The 21,028-nt window shown below is 37.6% G+C and carries 12 protein-coding genes; 2 read left to right on the top strand and 10 right to left on the bottom strand.

Going from position 1 to position 21,028, the window contains the following annotated elements:
• Positions 1–107: 107 nt before the first annotated feature.
• The 8 genes from sov to GWK10_RS12930 all read right to left on the bottom strand — a co-directional run bounded on the left by sov (position 108) and on the right by GWK10_RS12930 (position 17,470).
• Positions 108–7,328 carry a T9SS outer membrane translocon Sov/SprA gene (gene sov / locus GWK10_RS12965; RefSeq protein ID WP_164032808.1) on the bottom strand — a complete coding sequence of 2,407 codons (7,221 nt, stop codon included), beginning with the start codon at positions 7,326–7,328 and terminating at the stop codon, positions 108–110.
• Positions 7,325–7,906: a Holliday junction branch migration protein RuvA gene (ruvA, locus tag GWK10_RS12960; protein WP_164032807.1), complete on the bottom strand. Its 582-nt coding sequence runs from the start codon at positions 7,904–7,906 to the stop codon at positions 7,325–7,327. The genes sov and ruvA overlap by 4 nt, the downstream gene beginning before the upstream one ends.
• 123 nt (positions 7,907–8,029) lie before the next feature.
• Positions 8,030–10,321: an NADP-dependent malic enzyme gene (locus GWK10_RS12955; RefSeq protein WP_164032806.1), complete on the bottom strand. Its 2,292-nt coding sequence runs from the start codon at positions 10,319–10,321 to the stop codon at positions 8,030–8,032.
• 73 nt (positions 10,322–10,394) lie between these two features.
• Positions 10,395–11,333, bottom strand: coding sequence for a carbohydrate kinase family protein (locus tag GWK10_RS12950; protein WP_164032805.1), 939 nt, complete (start codon positions 11,331–11,333; stop codon positions 10,395–10,397).
• 14 nt (positions 11,334–11,347) lie between these two features.
• Positions 11,348–12,517: a glycoside hydrolase 100 family protein gene (locus GWK10_RS12945; RefSeq protein ID WP_164032804.1), complete on the bottom strand. Its 1,170-nt coding sequence runs from the start codon at positions 12,515–12,517 to the stop codon at positions 11,348–11,350.
• Positions 12,518–12,597: 80 nt separating this feature from the next.
• A complete protein-coding gene (locus tag GWK10_RS12940; protein ID WP_164032803.1) occupies positions 12,598–14,439 on the bottom strand; it encodes a trehalase family glycosidase in 1,842 nt (613 codons plus the stop codon).
• Entirely contained in the window at positions 14,436–15,668 is a 1,233-nt protein-coding gene (locus GWK10_RS12935) for an MFS transporter (protein WP_164032802.1), read from the bottom strand. Before GWK10_RS12935 ends, GWK10_RS12940 begins: the two co-directional genes overlap by 4 nt.
• An 83-nt stretch (positions 15,669–15,751) precedes the next feature.
• Positions 15,752–17,470 carry a sodium:solute symporter gene (locus GWK10_RS12930; protein WP_164032801.1) on the bottom strand — a complete coding sequence of 573 codons (1,719 nt, stop codon included), beginning with the start codon at positions 17,468–17,470 and terminating at the stop codon, positions 15,752–15,754.
• 310 nt (positions 17,471–17,780) lie between these two features.
• On the opposite strand from GWK10_RS12930, the gene GWK10_RS12925 reads away from it, so the two are divergent.
• Entirely contained in the window at positions 17,781–18,806 is a 1,026-nt protein-coding gene (locus GWK10_RS12925; protein ID WP_164032800.1) for a LacI family DNA-binding transcriptional regulator, read from the top strand.
• Between the two features lie 59 nt (positions 18,807–18,865).
• Here the strand turns inward: GWK10_RS12925 and queG are convergent, their stop codons facing one another.
• Both queG and GWK10_RS12915 read right to left on the bottom strand, forming a co-directional pair.
• Positions 18,866–19,786 carry a tRNA epoxyqueuosine(34) reductase QueG gene (gene queG / locus GWK10_RS12920; protein WP_164032799.1) on the bottom strand — a complete coding sequence of 307 codons (921 nt, stop codon included), beginning with the start codon at positions 19,784–19,786 and terminating at the stop codon, positions 18,866–18,868.
• A gap of 28 nt (positions 19,787–19,814) precedes the next feature.
• The gene (locus tag GWK10_RS12915; RefSeq protein WP_317164694.1) at positions 19,815–20,111 is read right to left on the bottom strand and encodes a GIY-YIG nuclease family protein; all 297 of its coding nucleotides are present in this window, start codon (positions 20,109–20,111) and stop codon (positions 19,815–19,817) included.
• A gap of 213 nt (positions 20,112–20,324) precedes the next feature.
• On the opposite strand from GWK10_RS12915, the gene GWK10_RS12910 reads away from it, so the two are divergent.
• Positions 20,325–21,026 (top strand): ABC transporter ATP-binding protein, encoded by a 702-nt coding sequence (locus GWK10_RS12910; RefSeq protein ID WP_239540758.1) that lies wholly within the window; start codon positions 20,325–20,327, stop codon positions 21,024–21,026.
• The last annotated feature ends 2 nt before the right edge of the window (positions 21,027–21,028 follow it).

Genomic DNA, 21,028 nt, shown 5'->3' with positions numbered 1-21,028 from the left:
TAAATCCTGACAAGGTGCGGGATTCTTCGTTTAAAAGGCTTAGTAAACGGTCAAAATAATAATTGTAACGGGCCTAATCGGCTATTACAATCAATCTAGAATCGTATTTAATTTCCGAAATTATATCGCAAGGTAAATCCGCTTCGAATAGTGGTCTGCGGGAAAGCAGTTGAAATTGCGAATTCAGAAAATGCATGATCATAGAAAAACACGGTGGTCAAGTTTTTCGTCAATGCATAATCAGCAGTGAACTTTAAAGACCATTGTTTCTGACCAGCTGTCACTTGATTATTCTCAACATCTAAGCTTCTAATTACCGTAATATTATCACGCAATGAAACATCAGCCTTAAAGTTTAGATCACCTTTAAAGGTCTGTCTTCTTCCTCCTAATGTCATCGTGAAAGGCACATTGGCCACACGATAACCAAGACCAAAAACATATTCTTGACCAGTTGCCTCAGTTAATAATTGGTTATCTAAACTCAGTGATAAGGCACGATCTCTTCTTACTTCAGCCAGCACCTTCAGTGAACTCTTTAATTCAAAATCAACTTTTACCAACGGATTAAATTGTTCTACCAAATTGATATTTGAAAACAATTGATCATTTAAGAAATTACCCGCCTGATCTAAAGCTCCAACATTTGCCGCATCAAACTCAAGGTTCGTGGTAAAGTTATTTATTGTATAAGACGAGCGATATCCATGCTGAATCGAGAAACGTCTAAACTTCTTTTTAAACCAGGGAATTTTCATTAAGCCAGTGTATTTCAACTGCCAGTTAGGAATCGGAATATCTCTAAACGCTCCTAACTCCACCTTACTAGCATCTTGTCCTGTGTAAGCTGACACAAAAGCTGGAATAAGCACCGATTGGTTGGTCTTACCAAGTCCAACAGGAAAACCATCTCCATCAACATCATTCGGATTCAAGCCACGTTCAGCAGCAAGACGTTGTGCTATCTCTAAGCGGTTATCCCTAAAGGTTTGAAACACTTCCGAAAATCCTTGATCGCTTGTTTTAAAAGCTGTTTTAAGCATGAAATTTGAGATCTCGAAGTTCCCAAAACGATTACTTAGTAGTTGATTATAGAACAACTCATTATCTGCATTGGTGTCAACTCTAAAATTCTCGGCGATATTTTCATTGAACAATCTATTAGCCGTTAGATCAATTACAAGATCAGGCAATAATTCAATGTTTGCGGTAACTGCAAGTGTTTTACGTCTGGTCTCTAAAAACTGCTGATTGAATTCTGGAAAGGTCGTTAACCAACCTTGTTTTGCAGCTTCGAAACGAACATCAGACTGAGATCCGAATACAAAACCAACTGAAGGACGTAGCGTTCCGATAAAGCCGATTGACTGCGTATAACCTGGCAAGGTTTTACTATTTGTTTCCGAATAATCAACCCCAAAACGTTTTACTGCAGTAACTAAGCCAATTAAAGTATTGGCAACTTTATTCCCAGCACTTAGACCCTTTTTTGGTTTGTCTTGTGCTGCTGACTGATTCCCTGCTAAAGGATTATTCTTAGGATTCCTAGTCCCTCGAGTTGCACCTGTTCGACTACCAGTTGTACTATTTGATGTTTTCTTAACCAACCCAAGATATTGATACAACTTATCCATATTAAAGGTTGTATTCAATCGATGTGTATTGGCATTTTGAATTGTATTAATTCGTTCTCCCACGACTTCCTCGACCGCTAAACCTTCTCGTTGCCAGTCAAAATCACCTGTATAAGCATAATTAGAATCAATAAAACTAAATAGCGGAATCTTATTAATTGGCAACTCATAGTTCGCCTCTAAACGAGAGGTGTGCCTATTAGGTTCGCCAATATCCCAAAAACCACTCCATATATTATTCTCACGCAGCACATCACCGTCTTCATCAAAATAGTTACGAATAATATTGTTATTACTCGCAGTAAAATTAACCTGCAATGACCGGCTTAAATTATAGTTGACGCTATATGCCCAATCAAATAAAAAGTTGCGTTGTTGAATGGATGGTAATGGGATGTTATTTGGATTTACATCTCCAGAAAAATCCACCTCGCGAAAACGCTGATCGCTAAATGCTCTAGTTAAATTAGAAGTTACCGCGATACTAGTGGGCAGTGGATTGAAGTTAATCTCCTTCAACCAATCCCAATACTTACTTTTAAGAGAATCTAGCTTTTTAAATGGCTCAATATTTAATGGCTTAAAAGCGTATCCATAATTAACTCCCAAACGAACATTTTGATCAGTACGATTCTCTATCTCATAGTCTCTATGATTCGTCTCATTATATGAATAAGAAAAATCGAAATTCTCGATATCGTAAATGCGTTCTTTTTGCTCGGGCGTTCTATTTTTTCGTACTCCAATAAAATTAAGACTCGTTCGCTTTGTATAATCTTCAGCACGATTTAAAATGGCATCTTCTTCCTCTTGCGAATCAGCTGTGTCCAACCGATCTTTAAGCTTTAAATCTTCGTAAAAAGGATCATACTGGGGAGTGATGATTTCCTCTGAAATATTATAACTAAATGGAATTTGTACATCCCATTTTTTTGGCAACAGTTGCCCGACATTTAAGTTCGTCGTTATATCATACTGTCTTGAATCTTCTAGATTACGCTCACGAGGTCCTTGTTCAATCGTTCCAAAACCGATGGTACTCATTCTACCGGTTGCCGAAATTGAAGCAAAATCGGCTAAGTTGGTGTCTATTTGTCCAATTGCAGCCCAACCACCTTCGCTATCCAATCCTGATAAACGCAATTCATTAAACCATACTTCAGCACAAACACCCTTAACATCAGTATTTTTTACACCAACCATTAATGCTCGAACACTTCCTACAGTTGGATTTCCTTTAATTGCTACTCTAAGTTCAGCTGCTTGCCTAGGGTCCAGCTCATTTACAACCTCACCATTTGCATTATAAAATACCGCATTCGGATTCCCTAGAGTTCCATCTGAAATTCCTTGAGACTTAATCTGAGATAGAAGGTCTAGTGGTAATAATATTTCATTATCCGCTGGCCAGATTTCAGATTCAGTGCTTGCTCCAAATTGGGTAAGCTGTAATGGAATTTCAACTTGATAATAGTTATTTGTAAAATCGGTCCCAAAACGAATAAACGCAACTAATGTATTATCAGATGGCACTGGTCCTCCTTGAATAGCTTCAGCATGCAAGAACATACGTAATCGTTCGTACTGCCGCATATCGATATCAATATTTTTAAATACTGCGCGCGAATCGCCACTATTCAACCCATTATCACCACAAACCGTAAGGGCTAATGATTGCTCATTTTGACGAATAATGTTATTCGTATTATTCAATCGTTCCCGCTGAACTCCTGGAGGTAATACATAAGGTATAGGAACACGATCAGAGTTTTCTTCGATATTTACTGAAAGTACATCAACCTCTGTACCATCGCCATCTTCAGGATCGAGATCAGCTTCTAAACTTTCGGTATAACGACGCCAATCACCACGTATAAGATCAAGCGTACCAAAACGCAGTACAGTTGGATCTTCAAATCCTTTCATATACATACGAATAAATCGAATGGAACGAAGATCATTAATACCACCTACCCGACTTAATATCGTGTTTGGATCAGTCTCATCGTAATTTTGTGGATTGATCGGTATTTTAAATTGAAGCCATCTAGCCGTTAAAGTTCTACCGTTTGGAAGTGTGATTTCGCGCTCCTTTTCGTCAGTAATAAAACGCGACGTGTTCACACTCATATTAGGCACAATCGGAATAGTATATTCAAAATAACTATTGATTGTATTCATAGTCAAGTCACGATTCACATCTTCTACATCCGGAAGTGTAATTGCGCCACGATTCGTATCTCCTACCTCTATCGGAGAGTTACCGTCTAGTCCATTAAACTTTTTATAACGTTCTAAGACGTCACCAGTAGCATCTAAAAAGTATTGATAATTATCCGAAGCCGGATCATCTGCTGGTCCATTGGTATAAAAAGGTGAAGCAGCTTCCTCGGCATCATTCAAACCATCTAAACCAATATCTTGAACATTTCTATTCGCGTCTACAGCATCAAAAGCATATACCAACGACTGATTTGCTGGCACTTGTCCCCAGGGCGTTGGTCGCACCTCTAGGTTATTTCCTGTAGCTCCTGCCTCAGGTAATCCGTTTTCATATTGTTTTCTACCATCTTTTAAAACATCTTCAGAAATGTTGCCAAGGTTAAATACCAGCTCCCCTCCTTGATTTGTGTTTCCCGGTTGATTGAACGGATCTAGCACCCAAAACTGAATATATTCCACATTTGATTGCTCGAAGTTAGTAGCAGTAATAGATCTTGTAATTCCAGCCCATTTATCAGGATTAGGTTCCGCGTCAAAAGCTGGATTGTTGTTATAAGGACCACGTTCGTCAGGATAGTATGCTAAATCTAGGGTAAACTGCACCGTAGTTTGCCCTTGCGCCAAATCTGTTCTCGGAAATATCTCGTTCACAAAAACTCGACGCGTTTCATTAGTGGAAACATCATCATCACTAATATCCCCTGGCCTTTGATTATTGTAAAAAATAGGGTCGATGGTATACCAAGCCAATTTAGCACGGTTATAACCATTCTCTAAAATATTAGGATCTCCGGTCTGGATATCACCACCTTCAACACCTAGCGGAGTACTTGATAAACTCCATGCTAAAGGCGATTTTATATCGATTGTTGACTGCGCACCTTCAAAATCGTCGACATATACAGTTGCCTCTCCATTAAAATCTGCAGTTTTAGGCGCATTGGGAAACAAATATGCAGCTTCAGCTCTTATTGAAAAATTAGACTTTGCATCAGTATCAATATTTGGTAGTTTGTTTGCTAGCCTCGTTAAGAAAGGAGCTTCTGTTGAAAAATTCAGACGAGCACCTAAGATTGTATTACTAACTGGCTCTACACCGTAATTTGCTTTTTGGGTTAGTGGTCGTTCATTTAAATTTAAAAAAGTACCCCCAACTAAAAAGTTATCATTGAACTTATGCTCCACATCAACTCCAGCAAATCGCTTATTTTGTTGTCTAAATAATGCGTTATTTTCTGTTGAAACTTCAATAGGTGTGTTTGATGCTTTTAACGATTCATCTAAAATTTGGACACGCCCTGCCTGATAGTTCACAGTATAATCAATTCCTTCTTGAAGCACACGACCACCAGCAGTAACTTTCACCGAACCCGGTGATAAGCCAAATCCCACAGCTATTCCATCTCCCCCAGTAGATTTGTACCGTATTTTTATTTGAAAGACATTCTTTGCAGCTGCATCTAATGCATCGGCCTTTGTACTTTCATACATTTCTCGATATACATAACGAGATTGGTTCGGGTTATAAGTAGCCTCAACTTCATAATCCTCTAAAGGATTTGCCGTCCTCGATTCAGATAATTTATTAAATAAGGCCTCTCCAAATGGTTCTACTGATGGGAATATAATACTACCATTTCGAGTGTCGACAGTATAGCCATCTACAAAATCAAAAAAGCCATCTCCGCCATTTTGTGGATCATTATAAATGTTAAGTCTATCCAGTCCAAACAAATTAATCAAGATAGTTTCTTCCAGCTCGGCTTTTTCCTCGGTATTCGGAAAACTACCAGCGTTACCCTCACTTACTTCGATAAAGTTGATTGGCGAAGGATTGGAATATAAAATATTCAATCTAAAATCTTCTGGACTTAATTGAAAAGCGCCTGTTGAATAAATGTTTTTCATCATCAAGTCCCAAACAGGCTCATCAACACTTGTTAAACTACTTTTAAGCATTTTAACAACGAGGTTGTTGTTATTAATGACTTCTATATTTGAGTTTGGCAGTGTCCCAATTGTTGTCGCATCAACTCCGTCATTTGCGAACTCACCTACTTGAAAAACCTGACCACCAACAGTATATTGGTAAGCTACAGCCAATACCTCATCATTACTCAAACGTTGATTTAATGAGATATATCCCAATTGTGCGTTTAAGCGATATTCATTAGGTTGTAATTTTCTCGCATTTTCCAAAATGGCATAATCGAAGCCTTCATTCGCGTTTCTACCTCCAAAGCCCGACTGTACTGTAGCGATGTCTCTTATAGCTTCTGTTAAATCGGAATTTGCAGGATTTCCTATTTCAGATGGGTCAAATTTGTTGTTACTATTATCAGGAAAAGCGCCGGGTAAAACTCCTGCATTTAGGAAATTAGCCTGATTATCAATCCCAATTTTTGTAAGATCAGATTCAGCAATATCCTGTAATGCAATTAAGTTTCTTACATTTTGTGTTCGTTGTCCTCGGTTTGTTACCCATACTTCAATTCTGGTTACTTGAACCTGAGTATTCGGGTATGGATAGGTCTTTGCTGCTTCGTCATAGGTATCTCTAAAGTATTGAGATAAAAAGAAGTGACGATCTTCCTCATAATCTAACGCAAAAAGCTTAACATCTTCCAATGTTCCATTTCCCTGAGCGATAACCGTCTTGGTTTGTGAACGCTGTTCAGAAAAAACCGCTGTTACTGTGGTTTTACCAAATTGAAGCTCGGTCTTGACACCAAATAAGCTTTGGGCACCGGTAATAAGTGAGCTATTTAATGGCATTGCCACATTACCGACCTCAATCTTTCTAATAATGTCATCTTCCGTAGGTGTGTATTCTAATTTTATGAGATTTTGAAAATCGAAAGTAGTTTGGGTATTATAGTTAGCCGCAATTTGAAGTCGCTCTCCTACTTTACCGAGTAAACTCAATTCTATACGCTGTTGAAAGTCGAAGCTTAGATTTCGTCTATTTCGTGGTGATAATGATGGATTGTCATTTTTTTGAAATCGAATACCGAGATCCATCCCAACGGAACCCTGGGGCACAACGCTAATTACATCACCACCAAAAATGGATTGAAAGAGGTCCGATTTTACATAAAAATCGGGAAGTAAATTTTTCTGTGCATCCTCACTTCCTTCCTTCTTTCCTGATACGGCATCTAGTTTTTCTTTAAAGTATGCCTTCATACTTTCTTTTAAAATAAGATCTTGATATTGCTTTGGCGTTAATATTTTTGGATATGAAATATTAAAATCGCCCACACTCTCAGTATAAATATATCGATCGGTTTTAGGATCGTACTTATATTTTGAGATAATACTTTGCGGATTTTTTAGTAATAAAGTTCCTGCACTATAACCGACGGCAGTAGAGTCTTGTGCCTGTATTTTTACTGAAGAAACCACCAATACAAAAAAAGTAAAGATGGCAATTACGACATTTTTGGGAGCGTAAAATTTCAACTCAATCATAGATTTTTTAGCGCAAGTTTTATCAGCTGCTCAACATTTAAATCTGGTGTCCTTTTTAATAGCCCGTCAACTACTTTTTCAGACGCTCTTCTGGTAAAACCTAAAACTTCTAAAGCTGATAACGCTTCATCTTTAACAGTATTGCTTTGAACAAGGGAAACTTCATCAATATCGTACACTTTTAGTACTTTATCTTTTAAATCAAGAATAACGCGCTGAGCGGTTTTAGCACCGATTCCTTTTACGGATTGAATAGTCGGCACATCACCCGATGCAATTGCATCCCGAACTTGCGTCGGATCTAAGGAAGACAGCATCGTTCTCGCAGTACTCGCTCCGATACCCGAAACGGAGATTAACAGCCGAAAAATTTCGCGCTCTACCGAAGAGATAAATCCGAACAATGTATGACTATCTTCTTTAACTTGAAGATGCGTCAATAGCTTTATAGCCTCAGAATTTGGGAGGTTAGAATAAGTAAAAAGTGAGATATTAACTTCGTACCCAACGCCATTGCAATCGATCACAACATGCGTAGGGTTTTTTTCGACAAGTTTTCCTTGTAGTTGGGTGATCATTTAAATACCGGTTAGGCGGTAAATGTAATGAAATTATTGGACGTTGGGTGTTAATATTATCGAGCGCATTATCCTAAATATCTAGAAAGCTTTTTCGAGTTTCTTTCAATTCAAAATCTCCCATTATTTAGCCTGCTGTTTTTCTCTTTTTTCCTTCTCCTGTGCATCTACAACAGCAACAGCTGTCATATTAACCATCTCCTCGACGCTTGCTCCTAGCTGTAATATATGAACAGGTTTTCGCATACCCAGCATAATTGGTCCTACAGACTGCGTATTGTTCAATTCCTTCATCAATTTATAAGTAATATTGGCCGCATCTAAATTTGGAAAAATAAGGGTGTTTACTTTCTTGCCGTTTAACTTAGAAAATGGAAACTTACTATTACGCAGTTCAGGATCTAAAGCAAAGTCCGCTTGTAGTGCTCCGTCGACCGCAATATAATCGAATTCCTTATGCAAAATCTGAACAGCTTGCCTAACTTTTTCTGCCTTTTCGTTACTTGAAGAACCGAAATTAGAATATGACAACATTGCCATATTTGCTTCTACTCCAAACATTTTTACCATATGAGCTGTCATACGAGCAATTTTCACTAAATCACGACTAGTTGGATCTATATTAATCGAAGTATCGGATAAAAACATCGGGCCACGCTCTGTTAGCATGAGGTTACACGTCGCAATCCTATCGGTTCCAGGATACGTACCTATAAGCTCCAACATAGGTTTCAAGGTTGATGGGTAGCTTCTAGAATAACCGGTAATTAAGGCATCCGCATCACCTTCGTTAACCATCATTGCGGCAAAGTAGTTTCGCTCTCGCAGCTTCTTTTCCGCATCATAAATAGTTACTCCTCGACGCTTGCGTTCTTCGTAATAGGTTTGAGCATACTTATTTTTCTGACCGCAATATTCGTCACTTTTAGGATCAATTATTTCTAGGTCGGCCTCAAAATCAATTTCTTTTTTTAATTCTTCAATGACATCTTTTCGCCCTAATAAAATAGGAATTGCTACACCCTCTTCGTAAACGATTTGTGCAGCTTTCAATACATCAAGATGATCAGCCTCGGAGAAGACAACACGTTTAGGATTGCGTCTTGCTCGATCTAATAATAATCGCAAAATTTTATTGTCAGAACCTAAGCGTTCGTATAATTCATCTTCATAGGCTGTCCAATTCGTTATTTTTTCAGTCGCTACACCTGACTCAATTGCCGCTTTTGCAACTGCAGGGGGTATTTTTGTAATTAAACGAGGATCGAATGGTTTTGGGATGATATAATCTTTTCCAAATGTAAGCCGGGTTTCTCCGTAGGCAATATTTACTTGTTCTGGCACTGGATCTTTAGCAAGATCAGCTAAAGCTTTTACCGCAGCCATTTTCATGGCTTCATTAATCTTAGTAGCGCGAACATCTAATGCGCCTCTAAAAATAAAAGGGAATCCCAATACATTGTTAACCTGATTAGGATGATCGGAACGACCAGTAGCCATAATAATATCATCTCGTGTTTTACAAGCAAGGTCATATGGAATTTCCGGGTCTGGATTTGCCATTGCAAACACAATCGGATTTGGAGCCATACTCTTAAGCATATCCGGATTTACGATATTACCCATCGACAATCCGATAAAAACATCAGCATCAACAAATGCATCTTCTAATGTATTTATATCTCTTCCCGTAGCGAATTCTGCTTTTTGGGAAGTAAGATTTTCTCGGTCCTTGCGAATGACTCCTTTACTATCAGTCATTACTATATTTTCTGATTTTGCTCCAAATGCTTTATACAACCTAGTACATGAAACTGCAGCAGCACCAGCTCCACTGACCACGATTTTCACATCTCCCATTTTTTTGCCAGCGATCTCCGTTGCATTCAACAAAGCCGCAGCCGATATAATTGCCGTACCATGCTGGTCATCGTGCATTACCGGAATATCCAGTTCTTCCTTTAAACGTTGTTCAATTTCAAACGCTTCAGGAGCCTTAATATCTTCTAAATTGATCCCGCCAAAAGTGGGCGCAATATTCTTAACCGTTTCAATAAAAGCATCAACATTTTTTGCATCAACTTCAATATCAAAAACATCGATGTCAGCAAAAATTTTGAATAGTAGACCTTTCCCTTCCATTACAGGTTTTGAGGCTTCAGGGCCAATATCACCAAGGCCCAAAACAGCTGTTCCGTTAGAAATTACTGCGACCAAATTACCTTTATTCGTATAACGATATACATCCGATTTTCGCTTTTCAATCTCAAGGCATGGCTCTGCCACTCCAGGTGAATATGCCAAACTTAAATCACGCTGACTAGAGTAACTTTTTGTAGGAACAGTTTTTATTTTTCCCGGCTTAGGAAATTCGTGATAATCGAGTGCTTCTTGCTTTTTGGTCTTTTCGCTCATAGAAGAGTTACATTTAGTTAACTACTCTGCTTTTTGTTAAAATTAAAGGTACTATAATTACTATCGTCAAGGCCTATTCAATGCTTAATAATTCTGACAAAACATCAACATTTTCTGGAAGCCGACCAACGTTTTGAAGCTTTAAAGCAGCTAACTTTAAGGCGGTTTTTAGACAATGCTCAAGTGAATTTTCCTTCAAATAGGCGAAGAGAAATCCGGACCAAAATGCATCACCCGCTCCAGTCGCATCCATTATTTTTTCAATCTTGATAGCAGGCAAAGTGATTGTCCCTTCTTTTTTATGAGAAGCTTTTACTCCTTTACTACCTAAAGTAAGGCATATAACCTCGACACCTAAATCATGAAAAAATGAAAAGATCTCCTCATGGCTAAGTTGTTTTTTGAAAAGGCGCTCCATGTCGTCTTCACTAATCTTGATCAATGGATTTAAGCTGCAATATTGTTTTATACATTGAATGGCTTCAGCCCGTTCAGGCCATATTTTTTCCGAGTAATTAATGTCTATACTCAATTTAACACCGCAGCTATGCGCACGTTTTGCGGCCTCTAGAATAGTTTGCCGTGCCGGCTCCTTGCTCAATGCAAAACAAGTTGTGTGAAAGATTTTACTTTCCTGTAAAAGTGAGTCTGGTAGTTGCTCTTTTGATATCATTACGTCCGCCTGGCGGTACGGGATGAAGTCGGGAGTATCAGTCGTTCTAGAAACAAAAATAACGGTGGTTGGGATATCATTTAATGACTGGATATTTGACGTATCAATACCTGCCGTATTCAATTTATCTAATACATAATTACCAAAACCATCATCACCTATACTAGCAACTAGGGATGTGCTAACGCCTAGTCGAGCCATATTCATTGCAACATTGGTAGGCGACCCTCCTAAATAGCGATGGTAATCTTTTGTTTCTGAAAGGCTCGGTGCTGTTTGATGCCCGATATAATCAATAAGCGCCTCGCCAACGCACAGTATGTCGATTGATTTATTCATTAATCTTTATAAGGTTAGGATAGTAATTTTTTACCTTGAATCACCTGACTCAATATTATTGATCCTGCGGCGCTCCAAGAACATTTGGGCACTCCAGTTGGACTGCAAGTCTCTGTATTGAAGTTTTCATAAAACCCCCAATCTTCTTTTTCGTTTAGTTGATCAATATGTTTAAGAATTTGTTTTGCTTCATCCATCCGGTTATTAGCTACAAGACCAAGGCCGTAAAAACCATTTACCATTTGCCAAGTACCTGCGTTATGAAACTCATAAGGCTCGTTTCTAAATTCATACTTTCGATTATTCTCTAACATACTCCATTCGGGATCGCCTTCTTTAATTGGTGGCCAAAAAGCTGGAAGTAGTTTTAATGGCAGCGAATTGCGCAACTCTTCTGAATAGGTAATCAATTCATTTTCGAAACCTTCGGAATCGATATTCAAAAAAAGTGCCAATGCATTGGCAAATGCATCATATTGTTTTTGATAGCCGGACGGATTAAATGACGCCACCCAATAATTCTTTGCTCTCAAGCTTTTGAATGCTTTTGGATGATAAGGATCGTTTTTAATTTTATGCTTACGATAATTCTCAACAATTTTTTGTTGAATGCGATTGGCTTTTCTGCTTACCACTTCATTAGGAAACAAGCTGTCGAAACAACGTAACGCCCACAGGCGTAACAGTTGATCATATAAAATATAGCCTTCGGTAATATACTCATCAGCCCAATTTCCGGATCGCGGCACATACATTAGGTGGTTGTGATTAAACTCCCATGCTTCCATAAGTTTTAGCCCGCGATTAATGTGCTCTAAATGCGCTTTTGCAAAATCGATATCACCAGTAATGTGTGCATAATTACACATCCCAATTACAAACCAAGGAATCGTATCAACTCGGCCTGCCAATCCTCCAAAACTCAACAAAGTTTTAGGCTCGTCATAAAATACGTTTGATGGTATATTACCTAAATAATGCTGATGATCGGCTAGTGTTTGAAGGGTTGCTTTAAAAGCTGACACTAATTTTTCGTTGCCATCCAACAAAGCCGCAAGTCCGCAAATCACTCCATCGCGAGCCCAAATTCTGCGGTAATTACTAATGTCGTTTGCACTGGCAAGAAAACCTTTATCAGTAGATACGGTATGCAGTAATTGTATGGCACGCTGGTAGGAATTCATTAAAAATCAAGCTTGGTTAGCAATTTTTACTCAACTATATAAGTAAAGATAAGTCATAATTATATGCTGTTTTTATAAAATCAAAACAGTTTATCAGGATCTTTTAAACGATCTAATTCATCTCTTAATCCATTCGATAAAAGTGATAATCCGTATTGATAGGATGCATTCATCCAACCAAAACCGCTGGTTGTTATATACTCAAATTCGGTCCCAACGTTTCCATACTCCGCATACACTTTGTGTGTGCAGTTAACCACATCGTATTTTTCTGGAATGGTGCCATTATAATCCACCGCATTTCTAGTAATCATCCACAACCAACGATAAACTAATTCTTGTAATTCTTTTGTGTAACCATGCTGTTTTAGTCCTCGCCAAATCAGCATTTGGTGCGGAGCCCAGCCATTAGGATAATCCCATTGTCGCTGATGTTTTCCTGCCGCAATTGTCTCATCCATTTTTTTTGAAGTTCCTGCTACACCTCCTTTTTCTTTTAGGTTATTCATCAAACTACGAACCAGGACTGTGGCTTGCTGCCCATCACATAACCCAGCCCACAAGGGAAAATAATTGGATGCGGATTCGAATTGCGTTTGTCGCTTAGTTTTGAAATTATAATCGTAGAAAACACCATCATCTTCATTCCACAAGAGCTTAATCACTAAGAATTTTCTTCGATTTGCTTTTTCATTCCAATATGCCGAATTGTATTCGCCCAAACGATCATTGAAATAGGTTTTTATAAGATATTCGAAGTCCTTTTCGTATTTATATAGTAATGAGTTTAGGTCGACCGTATTAAGATCGGCACACACATTATCAAGGCGCCATGTAGTATCATGACCATTCTCGCGAACGCTACGGTCATGAACAAAATATTCATCAAGCTTTTCATTTACTAACTCTCGATTTGCATATTTTGATTCGAATTCTTTTAGCGAAAGACCATGCTTTTTAGCATATTCACTTAAAACCTCATCAAAATGACCAGCTTCTGTTTCAGGCGGAATTCCAATTCCCTCTGCTAGATATCGATTGAGTCCGTTATCACATAAACGCTTGCCATCCTCCATCCAGACGGTTTCATACTCCTTAATAGCAACCAACAACGTTTCTTTTAACCAATCTAATCCAACGGATTGATCAGCTTCATATACTTCACGTATGAATGAGCTTAAAAAAGGTGGCTGTGTTCGTGTTAAATAATAGGTGCGGTTGGCATTTAATATTTTACCGTAATGAGTTATTTGATAACAGAAATTATCGACCATGGCTTTTGCAAGATCGATGCGATTATCCAGTAATAGACCGACTCCTTCAAAATAAGAATCCCAGCCATACATTTCATTAAAGCGGCCACCAGGAACTACAAACGGAACTCCTTTCCCATTTTCTAATTTAAGTGAAAGAATTCCAGGTTTTGTATTGATTGATCGAACATATTCGGGTGTGATTGGACTTGGTAAAGTGACTACTTCTAACTGTTTATTTTCTAATTGAAGCTTGTTATAATATGTTATAGCGGCCTCATCAGTTGATGGAACGTATATACGTTGTGTTTGATCTTCTGACTTTTCATCACCAACGATCTTTGCGAGCCCATTTTTATCAATTTTTCTGGTCAGATCATCCCAAAAGTAATCTTTAATCATTCGTGAGATTCTTTGAGAAGGCGGCTCTTCGATATGAGATATTAAAATGTTAGCTTCTTCTTTCCCTTCCCGTTGTTGAATGACCAATTCTTGCATTAAATTAGAAAGAAAATAAGTTCCTTTTACATCATAGCTTTTCCCATTTTCATCTTGAATAGAAAATGACTTTGGCCCTTTATCCTCCTTAGTGATTTTTTTATCACCGTCTGTATCTTCTTGAGCGAGAAGTTTGGAAAGTGTTTCCTTTATGCTAAGCTTAAATCTCATTTTGCTATCGCTTCCGAATCTGAATTACTGGTCATCTTATTAATGACAAAAAAGATTATAAACATCAACCCAAATGGGATAATAGAAAGATAAAACACCTTATCTCCACCTAAAGAATCAAATAAATTTCCAATTAGTAATGAGCCTGCTGTTCCGCCAACCGCAGAAAAAAATGTAAGAATACCAGCAAGTGAGCTGTGGATTCCTTTATCAACACTACTTAAAACAGTCGAATTTATCAATGGATATAGTGGCGCTAAAAATAGCCCTATCAGTGGAAATAGATAGGATACTACGGGAAGGTCAGTAATCGACTTTATCTCTTTAGCTTCAATATTTTCTGCAAGTGGTAAAACCAACAATACTAGCACGATTGCCAAAACAGCTGAAATTGCCGAAATATAAATCCATTTTATTTTCTTAGAAAGAATACCGGCTATGAATCGGCCTAAAGCTATTGAAACCATTAAAAGAACAGCCATTTGCGATCCTAGCTTCGGAGATAGTTTAAGCGTATCTTTATTAAAAGTTGGCAACCATGTCATAATACCTTGTTCCGTCATTACATATAAGAAGGCAAATGCAGCAAATATCCATATAAGTGGCTTTTTGAAAAGGGCGAACATTTTAGAAAAATCATCCTTGACTCCATTAGATTTTTCTGGTTCAACATCAAATTTGGAAAACATAATGATAAAGAATGCAACAGCAATTAAACCCGCCATCAATAAATATCCATTAAGCCATGCATTCGGATCGTTGTCATCATAAAATAAAGGGAAAATAACATACATGAAAATGATTCCTATCATGAAGACAGTTTCAATCAAATTCATAAGAGAACTATGTTCTTTCTTCCCATCGGTTATATATCCAATTAGCGCATAAACAGCAACTTTAACTACGGCAAAGGATAATCCTACACATAAAAATAAGAGCTTTACCGCCAAAAATGAATTGCCAAAAAACATTCCGATACAACCAAAAAATACGACTGCTAAACTTATAAGCATTCCTTTTTTAAAACCAAGTCTTGGCAAAAAAGAACCAACAACAAACGCCATTATTGCAATGGAAATATCTTTGAATGGCTCCAAAATTGCTGCATCTGGTTTAGCAATGCCATAAACCTCTTGTGCTCGTTCCACCAAAATCCCAACACTATTTAATAAGGCTGCGAAAACAAAGTAGATTAGAAAAAGTGAGATCTTTATTCCTGAGTTTTTCATAGAAGACAGTTTTAAAACAAAAAAGCGAATTGCTACAACATTAAAGATATATCAATTCGCTTTTTGCTAAATATTTTAGTTTGCTACCAGAACCATCCGACTAATAATGCAGTCAGTATTAATAGTAAAATTGATAGTATTCGATAGTTCTTATACCAAGGCAAGGCCTTGAGTTCTTCAGACTCCTCTGTAAACAATTCTTTTCTGTATGTATAGTCCTGAATACTTTCTGGTGAAGGCGCTGGAGTAACCAAGCTTACAACAACATGCAACACAACACTTATAACAAATAAGATATTTGCCTTCATTAAGAAGTGCATTTCATTTAATTCTGGTGAAATTTCAAACACCATGGAAAGCACCATAAACAAGGCAACCGCCCCACCTACTAACAAGCTAATAAATGCTCCTGAAGAGGTTGCTCTTTTCCAGAACATACCAAGCAAAAATGCCGACACTACTGGTGGACATGTAAATGCAATTACTGCCTGCAAGTAACCCCATAGAGAATCACTTACCTTTTCAATAAAAGGCACCCATAAAGAAGCTAATACTACAAGAACTAAAGTAGCAATTTGACCCGCTCTTACCAGCTGCTTACTTGTCATTTCTGGTCGTAATTGTTTTACAAAATCCATTGTAATTAAAGTCGATGCTGAATTAAAGGTTGCCGATACCGATGACATCATCGCTGCCAGTAAACCAGCAACAACTAGGCCCAATACTCCTGTTGGTAATAATTGGAATAGTAAGACGGGATATGTTAAGTTTGGACAGTCTGATAAATTTTGGCACATCTCACCATTAGGAAGTGGATAATTTAATCCAGATATATCTAATGTATTGAACAATATTAATGCTAAAACCCCTGGTACGATCATAATGAAAATTACAGGTAATTTTAATAATCCAGCGAATAACGCACCCCACCGACCATGATTTAGGTCTTTTGCTCCTAACACACGTTGCACCATAAATTGGTTATTTGCCCAGAAATAAAAACCTAGTAAAGGAACGCCTGTTAGCAGTCCCCACCAAGGCATGAATTCATCATTTATAGGTCGCACTAGACTGAAAACCTCATCAGAATTTGCTGGAATGTATTTACCATTAGCAGCTCGATCTTTAAAATTGACATCGCCATTATCGAGCATTACATTCAATTTATCCATCATCGCTTCCCAGCCGCCTCCAAGCTCCTGAAATGCGAAATAGGTTAACAAACAAGATCCTATAATAAGCAGCACTGCCTGTATTACCTCTGTTTGAATTACTGAGTTTAATCCCCCAGGAATAGTATATGCAGCTGCGGCAATGGCAAGACCTATAATAATAACTGTAGAGCTTGTTTCAGGAAATAACAATTTCAAAACAATACTACCCACATATAAACTTGCTGCAGTATCTACCATTACATTACCAATGATGGTTACAAATGAGAAATAGTAACGTGATCTGCGGTCATAACGGCGCTCTAAAAACTCAGGCATAGTATATACCTTCGATTTTAAATAAAATGGTAAAAAGAAAATAGAAAAGAAAATGAGTACAACTACGGCAAACCACTCATAGTTAAATACGTTTACGTTGGTTTGAAATCCGTCAGAAGCCAGTCCGACCAGTGTTGAACTCGAAATATTTGCTGAGAACAATGCAATTCCCACAATGGGCCATGTCATGGTTCGACCGCCTAAAAAATAATCCTCAGAGCTGCCTCTTTTTGATTTTGAAATACCGTAAATAACGATACCGATTAGGTAAAATGCAATTACCACTAAATCGATCGTAGATAATCCTCCCATTTGCTAGTTTAGTTTTTGGTTACAGCCGATTATAAGGTAAAAACCTCATAAACAACTATTTAAAAAAATGACCTTGTTGGCTTTAAAAACGCATGCCAAATACATCATTTTTAAGAAAAATGTAAATAATTAGGTTTGAATTTGCCGAATATACATTTTTATGTCTTTAAATGTAATATCCTTTTTTAAATACTCGACATATTCAGAACGAAAACGTTTTGGGAAGTTGGATCTCCTTAATCACAACCCATCATATTTTTATGTGAAGTATTTGTTATTTCTATATAAATACCCGTATTTAGACCTCGGAATGGCACAAGTAACGTTAAAAGAAATAGCAGACATTTTAGGGATTTCGGTGACGACAGTTTCCAAAGCTTTAAAAGACTATAAAGATGTAAGCGAAGAAACCAAGAAAAAGGTTCGTGAGCTTGCAAAGGAACTTGATTACCAACCAAATGCCATGGCTTTGAGTTTGCGAAATCAAGAATCGCGAACTATCGGACTTATAATTCCAGAAATAGCACATCACTTTTTTGCCAATATTATCAATGGAATAATTTTAGAGGCTGAAAAGCATGGCTATTTAGTCATAATTCTTCAATCGAACGAATCTTTTGATCTCGAAACAAAACAAATCGACCTTTTACTAAACAAGAGGGTTGATGGTATTTTAATGTCATTGTCCAACGAGACCGATTCTCTTGATGCTATTAGAAAAATCATTAGCAACGGTACTCCATTGGTTCTTTTTGATAAGATCTCGAAAATGGTGAATTGCAGTAAGGTTATTATCGATGACCAAAAAGCAGCCTACGAAGCAACAGAGCACCTTATTAAATCTGGTTGCAAGAAAATAGCGCATTTTAGAGGACCTTTAAATCCACAAGGATCAATCGATCGATTTTTAGGGTACAAACGTGCCTTAGAAGACCATAAAATAACCTATGACCCTTCCTTGGTATATATATGTAATCGCATCTCATCACAGGAAGGTTTTGATTATGCACAACAAGTTCTAAAAGACCACCCTGATGTAGATGGTATTTTTTGTATTACCGATTTGGTGGCTGCAGGTGCTATGTCATACTTTAATAAAAATGGAATTTTTGTGCCTGATCAAATTTCAATAATAGGCTTTAGCAACTGGCCAATTTCATCATTACTAACTCCTTCGCTGTCTACAGTTGATCAGCCTGGCACACGAATGGGTAAAGAAGCACTTGGAATTTTAGTTGAAGAAATTAATGCTAAAAAGAAGAAAGAGCCTATTGAGTATCATTTGATTCAACTGCCTACCAAGCTAATTGCTCGGAATTCTTCGAAGAAAAGTTAGTTTAACTTCAAAAGATTTAAAGGTTATACCCCTCTAAATCTCTCCTCAAGAGGAGATTCCTATTTCAAGAACTTGATATTTCTGGTCAAACCATCAAACTTAGTTCGCTTTACAGCCGACTTTTTAAAGACTTTTCTAAAAACATCTTCAGTGATTTCTTCCCAATCCTTTTTAGACATAGACAACAATTCAGGATTAGGATTAAACAATGGTTCGTTATGTGATTTTGAAAATCGATTCCAGGGGCATACATCTTGGCATACATCACAACCAAACATCCAGTCATCAAATTGCCCTTTTACTGAGGTTGGAATCTCATTTTTTAATTCGATCGTGAAGTAGGAAATGCATTTACTTCCATCAACAACATACGGTTCTACAATCGCTTGAGTTGGGCATGCATCGATACATGCTGTGCAAGTACCGCAATGATCGGTTACTGCATGATCATATTCCAAATCTAAATCGATAATTAGCTCAGCAATAAAATAAAAAGAACCTACTTTTTGGGTAAGCACATTACTGTGTTTTCCCATCCAACCAAGTCCACTTTTAACTGCCCATGCTTTGTCAAGCACCGGAGCAGAATCAACAAAAGCGCGACCACTCACCTCACCTATTTCATCTTGAATAAATTCATAAAGTTGCCGCAATTTTGATTTAATGACATGATGATAATCCTGACCGTATGCATACTTACTTATTTTGTAAGCTTCTTCATTTTGTGTTTCCTCTGGATAATAATTCAATAGTAAAGACACAACACTTTTAGCATCATCGACCAGCTTGGTCGGGTCTAGTCGTTTATCGAAATGGTTTTCCATATAACTCATTTCGCCATGCATATTGTTATTGAGCCATTTTTCTAGTCGGGGCGCTTCTTCTTCTAAAAACCCAGCTTTGCTAATGCCGCATGACAAAAAACCGAGGCGTTTTGCTTCTTGTTTTATTAGGGCGGTATGTTTCGCTTTAATACTCAAATGTCACACTGAGCGCAGTCGAAGCGCTTTACTCGTTAGGCTTATAAATATGGTGGGTTGCATTCCTACATTCCGCCAAAATTTGTAGCATATCAAAATCTCCTTCTATTAATGCCCGTTTCTTAGCACGTGTCCAGCCTTTAATTTTCTTTTCAAAATATATTGCTTGCAATACATCACTGAACTCTTGATGAAAAACTAAAGATACAGGTCTTCTTGAAAATGTATAAGAATCTTTTTTATATCCAGCATTATGTTGTTTAAACCGCAATGACAAATTATTGGTAATTCCCGCATAAAAAGAGTTATCTGAGCATTTTAAGATGTAGACGTAAATTGATACATCGGTTTGTTTTAACGACTTCGACTGCGCTCAGTCTGACATTCCACTTAACTAAGCAAACAGTTGAATTTATAAAAAATCAAACTCTAATGTAACAAATTCTATTTTTGCTACACTAACACCCTGAACAAACTAAACTACATGATACAAGTTCAAAACTTAACAAAGTCCTTTACTAGTAAAATAAAGAAGGGTATGAAAACCGAAACCACTACTGTCAACGCAGTAAATGATGTTTCATTTGAATGCAAACCGGGTCGAATTTTCTCATTATTAGGTCCAAACGGTGCAGGAAAAACTACTACACTTCGAATGATCGCAGGGATTATCAATCCAACTTCTGGCACCGCGGTGGTCGATGGTGTCGATCTAGGAAAAAGTGGAGATGCTGTAAAAAGCCGCATCGGATTTTTAACAGGTTCGACAGGACTGTACGAACGATTAAATGCCGATGAAACCCTTGATTTTTTCGGAAAAGTCTACAAACTAGAAAGTGGCGCCGCTCAAGAGCGAAAGGAATATCTATTTGAAAAACTAGGTATTAATGAGTTTCGAAAAAAACGCATTGGCCAAATGAGTACTGGTATGAAGCAAAAAGTGTCTATTGCAAGAACATTGCTTCATGATCCTGAGGTCCTGATTTTTGATGAGCCTACTAGCGGGCTTGATGTAATTACCGCGGATAGTATTATCGACTTAATTCGGGAATCAAAACAAAACAATAAAACCGTGATATTTTCATCACATATTATGAGTGAGGTAGATTTACTTTGCGATGATCTTGCTATCATCGACAAAGGCTCCATTATTTTCAACGATTCGTTTGACACGTTCAAAAAAGAAATGAAGGCGGATACCTTAACACAAGAATTTATTAATCGCGTTAAAAACTCGTAATC

It is taken from the genome of Spongiivirga citrea (assembly GCF_010671565.1).
GTDB lineage: Bacteria > Bacteroidota > Bacteroidia > Flavobacteriales > Flavobacteriaceae > Spongiivirga > Spongiivirga citrea.
This window is presented reverse-complemented; position numbering and strand designations above follow the sequence as displayed.

Bases quoted from the DNA above. Each gene is read 5' to 3' on its own strand.
- GWK10_RS12925 (WP_164032800.1), top strand. From the start codon at position 17,781: ATGGCACAAGTAACGTTAAAAGAAATAGCAGACATTTTAGGGATTTCG.
- ruvA (WP_164032807.1), bottom strand. From the start codon at position 7,906: ATGATCACCCAACTACAAGGAAAACTTGTCGAAAAAAACCCTACGCAT.
- GWK10_RS12940 (WP_164032803.1), bottom strand. From the start codon at position 14,439: ATGAGATTTAAGCTTAGCATAAAGGAAACACTTTCCAAACTTCTCGCT.
- GWK10_RS12910 (WP_239540758.1), top strand. From the start codon at position 20,325: ATGAAAACCGAAACCACTACTGTCAACGCAGTAAATGATGTTTCATTT.
- GWK10_RS12935 (WP_164032802.1), bottom strand. From the start codon at position 15,668: ATGAAAAACTCAGGAATAAAGATCTCACTTTTTCTAATCTACTTTGTT.
- GWK10_RS12945 (WP_164032804.1), bottom strand. From the start codon at position 12,517: ATGAATTCCTACCAGCGTGCCATACAATTACTGCATACCGTATCTACT.
- GWK10_RS12955 (WP_164032806.1), bottom strand. From the start codon at position 10,321: ATGAGCGAAAAGACCAAAAAGCAAGAAGCACTCGATTATCACGAATTT.
- sov (WP_164032808.1), bottom strand. From the start codon at position 7,328: ATGATTGAGTTGAAATTTTACGCTCCCAAAAATGTCGTAATTGCCATC.
- GWK10_RS12950 (WP_164032805.1), bottom strand. From the start codon at position 11,333: ATGAATAAATCAATCGACATACTGTGCGTTGGCGAGGCGCTTATTGAT.
- GWK10_RS12930 (WP_164032801.1), bottom strand. From the start codon at position 17,470: ATGGGAGGATTATCTACGATCGATTTAGTGGTAATTGCATTTTACCTA.